General features: G+C 67.1%; 12 protein-coding genes. 6 read left to right on the top strand and 6 right to left on the bottom strand.

Annotation, left to right across the window (positions count from 1 at the left end):
* Window positions 1–132: 132 nt before the first annotated feature.
* From GA0070609_RS03735 to GA0070609_RS03740, 3 genes are all read right to left on the bottom strand, one after another.
* Window positions 133–705 carry a hypothetical protein gene (locus tag GA0070609_RS03735; RefSeq protein WP_088992500.1) on the bottom strand — a complete coding sequence of 191 codons (573 nt, stop codon included), beginning with the start codon at window positions 703–705 and terminating at the stop codon, window positions 133–135.
* A gap of 866 nt (window positions 706–1,571) precedes the next feature.
* Complete coding sequence (locus tag GA0070609_RS33020) at window positions 1,572–2,594, bottom strand: DUF6414 family protein (protein ID WP_157748049.1); 1,023 nt, start codon at window positions 2,592–2,594, stop codon at window positions 1,572–1,574.
* Window positions 2,595–2,908: 314 nt separating this feature from the next.
* Entirely contained in the window at window positions 2,909–3,565 is a 657-nt protein-coding gene (locus GA0070609_RS03740) for a hypothetical protein (RefSeq protein ID WP_088992501.1), read from the bottom strand.
* A gap of 230 nt (window positions 3,566–3,795) precedes the next feature.
* On the opposite strand from GA0070609_RS03740, the gene GA0070609_RS03745 reads away from it, so the two are divergent.
* The gene (locus GA0070609_RS03745; RefSeq protein WP_088992502.1) at window positions 3,796–4,215 is read left to right on the top strand and encodes a hypothetical protein; all 420 of its coding nucleotides are present in this window, start codon (window positions 3,796–3,798) and stop codon (window positions 4,213–4,215) included.
* 201 nt (window positions 4,216–4,416) lie between these two features.
* Window positions 4,417–4,671: a hypothetical protein gene (locus tag GA0070609_RS03750; RefSeq protein ID WP_088992503.1), complete on the top strand. Its 255-nt coding sequence runs from the start codon at window positions 4,417–4,419 to the stop codon at window positions 4,669–4,671.
* Window positions 4,672–5,163: 492 nt separating this feature from the next.
* On the opposite strand, the gene GA0070609_RS03755 is transcribed toward GA0070609_RS03750, so the two are convergent.
* A complete protein-coding gene (locus GA0070609_RS03755; protein WP_088992504.1) occupies window positions 5,164–5,733 on the bottom strand; it encodes a dienelactone hydrolase family protein in 570 nt (189 codons plus the stop codon).
* Between the two features lie 65 nt (window positions 5,734–5,798).
* Here GA0070609_RS03755 and GA0070609_RS03760 point away from each other — a divergent pair, with 65 nt between their 5' ends.
* Complete coding sequence (locus GA0070609_RS03760; RefSeq protein ID WP_088997470.1) at window positions 5,799–6,362, top strand: ArsR/SmtB family transcription factor; 564 nt, start codon at window positions 5,799–5,801, stop codon at window positions 6,360–6,362.
* 16 nt (window positions 6,363–6,378) lie between these two features.
* Here the strand turns inward: GA0070609_RS03760 and GA0070609_RS03765 are convergent, their stop codons facing one another.
* Both GA0070609_RS03765 and GA0070609_RS03770 read right to left on the bottom strand, forming a co-directional pair.
* Window positions 6,379–6,834, bottom strand: coding sequence for a GNAT family N-acetyltransferase (locus GA0070609_RS03765; protein WP_088992505.1), 456 nt, complete (start codon window positions 6,832–6,834; stop codon window positions 6,379–6,381).
* Between the two features lie 140 nt (window positions 6,835–6,974).
* Window positions 6,975–7,781 carry a hypothetical protein gene (locus GA0070609_RS03770; RefSeq protein ID WP_157748050.1) on the bottom strand — a complete coding sequence of 269 codons (807 nt, stop codon included), beginning with the start codon at window positions 7,779–7,781 and terminating at the stop codon, window positions 6,975–6,977.
* Between the two features lie 264 nt (window positions 7,782–8,045).
* Here GA0070609_RS03770 and GA0070609_RS03775 point away from each other — a divergent pair, with 264 nt between their 5' ends.
* The 3 genes from GA0070609_RS03775 (at window position 8,046) to GA0070609_RS03790 (ending at window position 11,114) form a co-directional block, all read left to right on the top strand.
* On the top strand, window positions 8,046–8,552 hold the full coding sequence (locus GA0070609_RS03775; protein WP_088992507.1) for a SigE family RNA polymerase sigma factor: 507 nt from the start codon (window positions 8,046–8,048) through the stop codon (window positions 8,550–8,552).
* A 460-nt stretch (window positions 8,553–9,012) separates the two neighbouring features.
* Window positions 9,013–9,840, top strand: a complete 828-nt coding sequence (locus GA0070609_RS03785) for a class I SAM-dependent methyltransferase (RefSeq protein ID WP_197700211.1) — start codon at window positions 9,013–9,015, stop codon at window positions 9,838–9,840.
* Entirely contained in the window at window positions 9,837–11,114 is a 1,278-nt protein-coding gene (locus GA0070609_RS03790; protein WP_088992509.1) for a hypothetical protein, read from the top strand. The genes GA0070609_RS03785 and GA0070609_RS03790 overlap by 4 nt, the downstream gene beginning before the upstream one ends.
* Window positions 11,115–11,325: the final 211 nt, after the last annotated feature.

The following is an 11,325-nucleotide window of genomic DNA, read 5'->3' on the forward strand; positions in this document are numbered from 1 at the left end:
CCTCCCCGGACGGGGCCAAGGTCGTTCGTCCGGTAGGGCGCTCCACCTTGTCCCCGTCCGGGGAGGCCGGACGGTCTGGCGACTGCCCGACGAGGAGATCCGCTTCAACGCTTGGCCTTGGTCTGTTACGCGTCAGCCCACCGTGCCTAGGCGTGAGCACTTGCTCAGAGCATCGCGCTCCCAGTCGCTTCCTACGAGAGCGACGGGGTAGCTGACCTCTCGGCCCCGCTTGTCATCGGTCTCGACTGACAAACCTAGCGGCAGCGGCTCTCGCTGGACGCGTTCCACCGAGCACTCGAACCACAGCTCGACCGCGAGCTGACCGGTGCTGCCAGGGGGTAACAGCCGGGGTGATCCGATGCTGCGTATCACGACACCCGGCCTCTCTGCATGAACCCCACGAATGGTGATCGGCCCGGGGCCAGCGTTGGCCAACGCCAAATACCCGGACAGTCGGACGGATCCCTCGGAGCCCGCGCTTCCAGAGTCGGCCGATTGAGGGAAGGCCACGAATGCGACCACGGCGTTCCGCTCGCGCTGTTCACGCGAGTCTTGCAGTTGGCTGACACCGAAGCCGCCAAGCACAACGCCGACCACGAAGGTGGCAACGAGCCGCAGGGTCGCCTTGCGTCTGACCACGAGGCGATCATGGGCGGGGGTACCCGACTTCGCCGACTGGTGATTGTGCTCGTCCAGGTCGATCACTGCATGCTCCGCAACATGGACGTCAGCCTAAGTCTCTTCACACCAGCAGGCCGCCCGGCCGTAGAGCCGCCCGCACAGCCAAGGCCATCCACAGACGCCGACCAAGCCCGACAACGACGGACAGGCTGACCAGGCGTGCAAAGCCGGACCAGCCACCCCTGATGTTCTTCTCACCGGGAGGCCAGCATGGGCCATCCGTGGGCCAGTAACCGTGGCGCGCAGCGGGCACGAGGGCATGAGACGCAACCGGACCGGCCGCCGCCCGCAGGCGTTTCGGGCGTCGCGACCGCCTGAGCGCACACTTCCAAACTGGCGGTGCGCGTTCATTGCCTCGGCCGAGGTGGGTTCTCTTCTCGCTCCACCCCTGCCGCCAGATCGGTCTCGAAGCTAGTCGATCTATCTGCTGCCAGCGACTCAAGCGCTTGCACGAGCGCTTCAACATTGGGCCGCGAACAGCCGACCCGGATGAAGAACTCGGCACGGGAGGAACCAGCAGTCGCCTCCGCCAAGACGGCCGCCAGGCGGCGACCTCACCGCGGCTCAATGTGAGAGTTACCTGGTCACCTTCGTACGCGCCCCGCACCAGTCCCCTCCCTCCATCCAAGAGCCGTACAGCCATCCGTACAGCCAAGCCACTCAGCTAGAGCCGACGCAGCCCGACAGCGGCAGACCAGTTGAGCAGCGGCAGGGTACATCTACCAGCCAGCCGCGATCTTCTTCTAATCCCCAGGCCGTCGCGGACCGTCCACCGCGATGCTTGACAGCCGCGATTGAGACTCGTCCGGTAGGGCGCTCCACCTTGTCCCCGTCCGGGGAGGCTGGAAGGTCTACGACTGCCCGACGAGGAGATCGCAGGACCGTCCAGGTCAGACGACTGCACCATCCGTGCGTGTGGCGACGTCATTACCGGTCGCAGGCAGGATCGGTCGGTAGACGCCGAAGGGAACCAACGAGAATCCCGGATGCTGTGGGTGATCTGCCAGACCGAGGCTGCCCAAGAGCATCAAGAGATCGTTGATTGCTGCTACTACCTTCGGTCGCTCGATTCCCTTGTCGCCCGCCATCTCCGGAACCTCGAAATCGAAGTCAGGGTCAGCGCTATATGAACCGATCGTTCCCACGATTGTCCAGTCCTGCTCTTGCACGCCATACCTAGCGAACAACACGTCGGGTTCGCTGTCCAAAAACCTGCGCCCCTCTTGCAGGCGTGCAGTAATGGTCGGACCATCGTCATGCTCACTTGGAGACATCGCTAGGTGGAGACCCGGATAGAACATGCCCCGAGCAAGCTTGACCATGGAACGCAAATCGTCTGCTTCGAGTCCTTGCATAAAGGACGTAGCCGACGAGTCGTAGTCAGGGATCAGGCTCTCTAGCTCGTCAGACTGGGCGGCAGCTGACACCGCTCTCTGCTTGGGCCGCTGCTTGGACTTGCCTTTGCCGGGCGTCCGTTGCTCCCTCCCCGAACCTTGCAGATTAAGTACGCCCGCAGCGGCTGTAGTAAAACCGCCGAAGGCTCGCGCAACGTAGCGGGCATCAAAGAGGCGTGCTGGCCCAGTAACTCTTACGAAACTCCCAGGGGGAAAGCGCTCCTGAAACTCCTCAAAGTCTTCCCCATCCATATCCCTGAGCTCGTTCGAGACATCCTCAAGGTATCCCTGCGTAGTTAGGGCGTCCTCTAGTGATGGAAAGACAGCATCCGCCAAAGAGCGTTGGGTGCTTTCCTCGGTCCCCCAGACCTTCTCCCGGCTTGCGACGTTCCTAATCCCTCCCGTCAGATTTCCCTGATCCTTTTCGGTGACCTTCAACTCTTCGGCGACGCCGCCGTCCAACTGAGCCAAAAGCGACCGGACTTTGTCTGCATCGACATAGATGAACTCGCGAAGCAAGGGCTGCTCCCTGCCGGTCCGATGGTGTAAGCCAGTAACGGACATCACTCTATGGGCGGTCTGTAGTTGACGCATCGGTTGATGGGTCGACCAGGTCTGACATGTTGGTCGCAGGAGCGACCGTCGGGAGCGAAGGAAACGCCAGAACCAGCAGGTCAGCGGACACTCGGTTGTGGGTTCCATGAACGAGCCGCGGGACGCCTCCCGACCGTCGCGACCGAGCGACAGCCGCCGGCAGCCCCTCTCGGCGCCGACCGCCGTCAGAACGAAGAGGTCGTCGGTTCGAATCCGGCCAGCCCGACCCGTCCTGAGCCTCACGGACGCCAGGTCTGGTCGTTCGGCCATGCGATGTAGTTCGGCACGTCGATTCGTTCTGTATGCAGATCGAACGTCGACAGGTCAACCCAGCGTCTGCGGTGCGCCATCTTGACCTCAACGGTGGCCGTGCACGGACCGCCGAGCCAATCCAGCGGCAGCCCGTCCGACTCGCGCTCGCGCCCAAACTCAATAAACGCCGTGAGGGCTGTCCTACCGGCAACCGGAAAGGCGGCGGGCAGCGGCCGGTGCCCTTCGCGGGGTTGCACCTCAGATCTGGTCCCACGCCACCACAGGGTGATCGGTAGAGGTTCGGGTACCTCTAGCTTGTTCCACGGGCGATTCTGGCCACCGCCGATGCGTTTGGCTGCCTGCCCGGTGGGACGTTCTAGCCGTAGCCGGAGGTTTTGGACGACGATCGGTGCCGCCCCGTCGTTGTGGAAAACCAGCGGCAGGTTGATCAAAACCTTGTCGGGCGCTACAGCGGCTGCGAACGTGTGCGGGCGATGCGCACTCAGCGAACCCCGGCGGACGTTCATCCACCAGAACGACGCGATGGTGAACGCCAAGGCCGCCATGGCGATGACCATGCTTGGCGTGACCCAGGCGTCGGCGTTGGTGCCGAATACCGGCGCTGCGGACGTGGCATCGGTCATGACCGGTAAGCGTGCCATCCACGTGCCAGTAGCGGGTGCCCCGAGCGGCCACGGGCGGGCACGAGCCGTGGCCCACGGGCCTGCCACGAGCAGGCGTTCCGGGCATCTCCGGGCGGTGATCCTCGTCCTTCCAAGCTGACCATCCGCCAGCATGGCAGCGATTCCCGAGCACCCAACCTCGGTACCATGCGAGCAGCGGGTGATAAGCCTAAGTGGACAAAGGGACTCAGATGCCTCAGAAGATGGTGCACTACGTGGGCGGACCTGCCGATGGCCTCGTCCAGCTCGTGCAGGAAGGTCAGCACCCCTTTGTGGTGTCCCTGAACACCGATACGGATGGTTACTACGTCATGGAGTACCAGGTCGCTGGTCGACGCATCGGCTCGGGTGACCTTGAGCTGACCAGCGACGACATCATCGCAAGGTGGCATCAGCGTTCTAGCGCACAGGACTTCATGACGGGTGACACGATCATCGTGAAGGACACCGGTGCCCGGGGCACGACCTTCGCCCCCACGACCTACGTGAACGATGACGGGACTACCGAAGAAGGCTGGATGGTCAGCATTGACTCGAAACTGATGTTCGTCGCCCCGGATCAGATCCGTGTCGCTACGCCGCAAGAACTCAGTGACGAGGAACTGGCTTAACCTGCTGAGTGCGTGCCCGCTGTTGCCCGTTGGTGTGGACGACTGCGGTCACCGGCGGTCAGCTCCTGGACGTGACAGCCAGGGTGGCGGCGCAGGTCAGGCCAGCTCACTGAGGAGTAGCTTCCGCCCGTGTCCACACTTCCTAAACCGTGTGGCACCGTGACGGACGGACGGACGGACGGGCGACCGACTGGGGGACACATGAGCAAGAAGAGCCGATACATCGGTCCCAGCATGAAGGGGCCGTACAGGGGGGTGCCTGAGCAGGCGGACCGCTTGACGCTGATCACTGAGTGGCACAACTTCGTGCCCGAGCGCCCTGTCCTGGTCCAAGCCGGCGAGACGATCTGGATCGAGGACCACCGACTAGCTGAGCACCGAAGGCCGCAATATCACCTGATGGTGAAGCGGAACAGCGGCCAGCTGGACTCATACCCCGGCGAGCTGTACCGCTGAAGTTCTGCGACCAGCGCCGAGGCCCACGGTGCGGACGCCGATGGCTGTACAGCCAAGCCACCCGATCCAGGCCGACATCCCCAGACGCCGCCAGCCGCTCTGAGCTAGCGCCTCCCAGCAGGCCGCCGCGATCTTCTTCTAATCCCAAGGCCGCGCCTGGTCCTAGCGGTCCGCATCCAGTCCGCAAGAGGTCGGCGGACGGCGGGGGAGTAGTGAGAGATGTCGAGAGGTGTTTCCGCTGGTAGAGGCACAGGTGCCCAGGTCGTCGGATCGCCCATCTTGATCTCATAATCCCTCGGTCGCGGGTTCGAGTCCCGCCCGCCCCACCACGCAAATGCCCTGGTCAGCCAAGCTGCCGGCGATCCGGTCGACTCCGCAACCCGATTGAAGGCCGCGACCAACGTCCTGTCATGGCGATGAGCGGTCGTCCGGGACGGGCGCCTTACCCTGCCCTTGACCGGACCTCGCTCCATATGAGTCGGGCCGTGACGGTCAGACGGCGGCGAGAAATGCCCGCACCCGCTCCATGAGCAGCGCGGCCGCCTCAGGGTCGTAGGCATCGAGCGAGGAGTCGGCGAAGAGGTGCTGGTCGCCGGGATAGACGAACAGCTCGGCGGCCGCCGTGGAGCCGGCGAGCTCGCGTGCGGCCGGCAGGTCCTCGTCGAAGAAGTCGTCGCCCTCCTTGCCGTGAATCTGCACCGGCACGCCCTCGGGCCACGTCTCTCCGAATTCCGAGACCGGGAGGCAGGAATCCATGAGGAGTGCTCCGCGGGCGCCGGGCCGGGTCTGCGCGAGCCGCTGGGCGATCGTCACGCCGAAGGAGAATCCGGCGTAGACGAGCCCGGGGCCGAGTTCGTCGGCCGCGGCGACGCCGCGCTCCCGGATCGTGTCGAGTCCCAACTCTCGAGCGAATCCGAACCCCTCCTCGATGCTGCCGAACGTGCGGCCGTCGAACAGGTCCGGCGTGTGCACGGTGTGCCCGGCCTGGCGCAGGCTGTCGGCGAAGCTCCGGACCCCGTCGGTCAGGCCTTGGATGTGGTGGTAGAGCAGCACCTCGGTCACGGCGTTGAACTCCTCGCGAACGATCGAAATTTCTGGAACGTTCCGCGATGCTAGTCTGTTACGCCATGGCCGACAACCCCCCCGACTACGAGCTAGCCGATCGGATGGCGCTGACCAGACCGGACCAGGTGAAGGCCATCGGCCACCCGCTCCGCACGATGATCCTGCAGCTCCTCCACGAGCGGGCCGCGACCGTGACCGAGTTGGCGGAGGCAGTCGAGCGCCCCAAGAGCACCGTCGCGCACCACGTGGACGTGCTCACCCGCAACGGCCTGCTCCGGGTGGTGCGCACGCGGAAGGTGCGGGCGATCGAGGAGCGCTTCTACGGGCGCACCGCGCGCATGTTCTACGTGGCGGCGGAGCCATCCCCCGCTGGCGAGCAGATGCCGGGCGACTTCAACGACTTCGAGGTGGCCGCCCGCGAGTCCGCGACGGCGTTCGAGCAGGGAAAGCTCTGGGGCTTCATCCGGCATGCGCGCATCTCGGAGGATCAGGCCTCTCAATTCTGGGACCGGATCGCGGAACTCGTTGACGAGTTCGACCGGATGCCGAGGTCCGGCGAAACCATGTACGGGTTCGCGATCGGCATCTACCCCACCGACCACCCGACCCTGCCGACGGCTCAGTGAGTCGAGCGGTCTGAGGTCACAGGTCTTTGGCCATGTTGCGGGCGGTCTCGGTGAAGCCCAACTGCTCGTAGAGGGCCCGGGCGCCGGTGTTGTGGGCGAAGACGCGCAGACCGATTCTGGTCAGCGCGTTGTCGCGGCACCAGCGCTCGGCGGCCAGCATGATCGCGCGGCCGTAGCCCTGCCGGCGTACGTCGGGTTCGACGGCGACGTTGTAGACGAACGCGGTGTCGCGGGTGACTTTGACCCAGAGGAAACCGACCCGGCGGTCGCCGTCGTAGGCGTACCAGAAATGGTGGTCAGGGGTGGCGAACTCGGCGGGGAGCAACTGCGCGTAGGTGTCGGCGGCGTCGCGCGCCGCCTCCTGCGCCGACTGGCCCAACCTGGCGACGCTCTGCGCGTAGTGCGCCTCGGCCTCGGCCCGCCACGGCCCGTACTGATCCTCGGTCATCGGCTCCAGCCGCACGTCCACCATGATCGACAACCTACCGACTCAACGGCACCCGGGTCAGTTCGCGCCGCCGGTCCGCAGCCCGACAGCGGCAGACCAGCCCGTTCAGCGGCAGCCGCGTTGAAGCGCCGGTCGGAACGGCGATGGGGGAGCGCTTCCCGTGCTCAGCGGCCCGACAGGCGCGCCGCCCGACGCTTCTCGAGATCCCGGCGACGGCGCCTGCGCTCGTCCGCCGAGAGGTCGGTGACGCGGCGCTCCGTCCGCCCGGTCGACCCGCCATGGAACCGGGCGAGCCAGCGCCGGCGGAGCAGCACGGCGGACCAGCCGACCAGGCCGGCGGCCGCGACGGCGAGCAGCACGCGCAATGGCGCCGGCAGGTCCTCCATCGTGGCGAGGACGGCCGCCAGCCAGCCGAACCCCGCGGGGAGCGCCGCGATCATCGACCGCAGGCTGACGGCCCAACCCTCCAGGTAGAACCGCATCAGGGTGTCGGTCCACCGGGAGCGTACGACGGGCTGGAGCGACAGGGACACCTGCGTCAACGTGACGCCCATGGTGCTCCCGCGCGCCCCCCACGTCGTGAACGACAGGGCGTCGCCGGCATAGGAGGGGCGCAGCGACCGGCCCACGAAGGTGAACGACAGCAGCATCAGGGGCAGCGACGCGCACGGCAGCATCCACAGCACACCGGCACCCCAGAGCAGCGCGAGCACCGGGAGCACGATGAGGATCGCGATCAACTCCCCTGGGCGGTGCAGCGCCTCCGCGACACCCCCGGTGAGGAGCTCGACCTCGCCGAGGGCGCCCGTGACGTCGGACCAGACCAGGAAGGCCAGGACCCCCGGCCCGAGCGCGAGGACCACCGCCGAGAGCGCCGTCCAGACGAGCCCGACCATCAGGTAGCCGAAGGGCCGGAGCGCGAGCGCGACCGGACCAGGACGCCGGACCTCCGGAGCCGTCTCGGACCGCACCCTCGCCCTGCGCGCCCCGTCGCCCATCGCTGCGACCGTCCCATCGTTCGTCCGGTCCGAACTACTCGCCGACCTGCCCCACTGGCCGGCCGGCGGCGCTGTCACCATACCGGCCGCCGCCAACAGTGCCCGTTCCCGCTGGGGTCTCCCGTCGGGCATCCGGCCCGGGTGAGGCGCACTCTCCTGAAGATCTCGTCGGCTTCGGGATAGCCGCACGGTCGTCAGGCGTCTGTAACGGTGAGAACGAGGAAACGAGGTTGGCGGGTGGAAGACGACGATCGGGCACTGCTGGCCGAGTTCGTGGCCAGCCGTGCACCGGTCCTGGTGCGGGTCGCCTACCTGCTCACCGGTGACCGGAGCAGCGCCGAGGACCTGTTCCAGACGGCGTTGGCCAAGACGATCCCGAAATGGCGGAGCATTCGCCATTCCGATCCGGAGGGGTACCTGCGGGCGGTCATGTACCGGGAGCAGGTCAGCTGGTGGCGACGGTTGCGTCGCCGCCGGGACGTACCGATCAGTGCGGACGACCTGGTGGTGTGCGATCCGAGTGCGGGAACCGATCTCCGGTTGGCCTTTCGGGCCGCACTGCGGCAGTTGCCGCCGACGCAGCGAGCAGTGGTGGTCCTCCGCTACTACGAGGATCTGCCGGAGGCCGAGGTCGCCGAGCTGCTGGGCTGCTCGGTCGGGACGGTTCGCAGCCGGACCCACCGCGCCATCACCCGGCTGCGCCAACTCCTGCCGCACACGGAACTGCTGGAGCTGCAGCGATGACTGATCCGTTCGAACACCTACTCCGCTCCAACCTCTCCGAGCTGGCCGAGGAGGCACCGACCGTGCAGGACCCACTGAGCAAGGCGGAACGGCGGGCGCGCAACCGTCGCCGGAACACCGTGGCGGCGAGTGCGGCCGTCGTGCTGGCTGCCCTAGTGATCGCCACGCCGATGGGGTTTGCCGACAGCGGCGGCAACGATGGCCGACCGGCACAGCCGGCGAACCCCGCCCCGACCGCCAGTCCGAGCAACCCTGACGAGCCGGTCCCGAGCCCGAGCGGGCCCGAAAAGCCGGCCCTCAGCCCCACCCCGAGCGGGCCTGGCGAGCCCATCCCGAGCCCGAGCGGGCCTGGCGAGCCGGTCCTCAGCCCCACCCCGAGCAACCCCGGCGAGCCGATCCCCAGCCCCAGCCCGCGTTGACAACGGCCAGATCGCCGGCGTGTGATCGTCCATGGTTCTATGTGGACGTGCAGAACGACGTAGGGCTTACCGCATACCTGGTCAACGAATCGCGAGCGCGTCGGAAGAATCTCGCGGCCGATCCATTGGCGAGCGAGTGGATCGCGGACGATCAGCGCGGCGCGGTCCGGGATCTGTGGGACGAGTTCGCGGAAACGGTGTATCCCCACGACGACCTGGTCGTGTCGCTGCGTGCCCGGATCATTCTGGATACCCTGAGTCAGGCCTTGGACAAGCGCGGCGACACGGTGCTGGTGGTGTGTGGCGCGGGCTTCTCCTCATACCCGTGGCTGCTGCCGTTCGCCGCGGCGATGGAGGTCGATCTGCCCCACATCGTGGCGGCCAAGCGGCGACGAGCCGCCGAGCTGCGGGCCGCCGGGGTGCTCGATCAACGAGAGGTCGAGCACGTCGCGGCGGATCTCAACGATCCGCAGGCACGTCAGCATCTGCTGAACCGTATCCGGCAGTTCGCCGCCGGACGGCCCGTCGCATACGTGGCGGAGGGGCTGATCTTCTATTTGCCGCCGGATGAGGCTCGGGCGGTCGTCGGACTGGGGGTCTCGGTGGGACCGGAGTCCCTGACGGTGGTCAGCTACTGGCCGCTCGCCGCGGCGGATCATCCGGTGCTGGCAGCACAGCGCCGATGGTTCCGGAGACGGTCGGTGCCGGAGGATGCCACCTACCTGACGACCGGCGATCTCTCGGCGATCGTGGGGGATCGGGTGGACAACCACAGCCCCGAGGACCTCCAGCGCCGGTACCTCGGTGAGGTCGTCGTGCCCGAGACCGAGCTGATCCCGGAGCACGTGGCGGTGGCTGGGCAGCTATGAGCGACGTACTGCACATCCAGACCAGGGCCTACCCCCTGCACTACACCTCGATCGACCGCACCGTGGAACGGGTCGTGCTGCCCGGGCGGGGCCAGCTTCGGCCCGTCCCGGGAGTGCTCGGTTCGGTGGCCTACAACGCCGAGGAGACGCTGGACTTCGATCTCACCGAGATCGTCCAGGCCGCGGTCAGCCTGCCCGACATCACGATCGTCAGCTGTCGGAGCCGGATCCTCGCCGCCGGTGGGGTGCTCGTGTCGTACGCCCTGCGGCATACGACCGATCTGCGCACGCTCGACGCGCACGACCTGGCCGCGTTGGACGCGACGATCAACCGCGAGCTGCGCGAGGCGGACCGCGCGTTGCTGGGGGAAGTGCTGGCAGCCGCGAAGCAGTCCGGGGTCTTCGCGCAGGTGGTGGTACCGCCCGGTGGCGCCGAGGCCGCCGACTGGACGGAGGTCGACCCTCGCGCCGTCCGGTACAACTGCCACTTCATCACCCGGGATCCCGCCTGGGAGCCGGACGGTCGAGTGCCGAACCTGGTGCTGGGCCGCCGCTGCCGGATCCTGCTGCCATACACCTACGCCTGGGACGACGATCCGTCCCCGGACCGGATCGACGACATCCTGACGATGCTGGAACCCGCCGACATCGCCGTCGCTCAGCAGTCGGTTCTGGTCGGTGCCAGCGTCGGCGGGCTCCGGATCCTGACCGAGCTGGCTCAGGCCACTGCCGGACGGCTCGAGGGACCAGAATTTCGTCGTTTCCTCGACGGGGTCTGGGCCGACTACCACCGGCTCGATGCGTATCGGGTCGAATCGGGTCAGGACCACCGCGCCACGTACATCGCCGCACGCGAGACCATCGGGCTCGACGGCACGCATGAGCGGGCGGAGAAGCTGCTCAACCACGTGAACGCCTCGCTGCTCGCCGAGTCTTCGCGGCGCAGCGAACAGCTGGACGGGCGGCTCAACCGGGTCGCCGCCGCGCTGACCGTGGTCGCGTCCGCGGCGTTCCTGCTGGACATTGCCGCCTTCCTCTGGCCGGACGTGAGTGGCCTGACGAAGGCGGTGACCGTCACCGGGGTGACCCTGCTGGCCGCCGGCATGCTGGGCGCGACGATCTTCTGGTCCCGGAGAGCAAGCGATGAGGGGCCGGGGGATCGCAGCGATGGCCGGGTAGCTGATGGCATCCGCCAACGTGCCGGTGGAGCCCGCCAAGACCGAGGTCGGGTGCCGGCGGCCCGCCCGCCTGGCCCGTTGGAGATCGACCGGTGACGGTCATGACCGCTCAGCTCATGCGGCCGGGGTGCGCACCCGCAGGTGCATGAGGACAGCGGCGGCGCGTCGGATCGCGACCGCTGACCTTGTGGAACGGAACTGCCTGTCGTGATCCGCTCGGCGGGGCGGTCACGCGTCATCAGCCGTCGGGGTGCGGGGTGTGGTTTTCCGCACCCCGACGGTTGAGGTCGGCCTGCTGAGGTCGGCG

Origin of the sequence: Micromonospora echinaurantiaca, from assembly GCF_900090235.1 — a bacterium.
In the GTDB taxonomy this organism is placed as follows: domain Bacteria; phylum Actinomycetota; class Actinomycetes; order Mycobacteriales; family Micromonosporaceae; genus Micromonospora; species Micromonospora echinaurantiaca.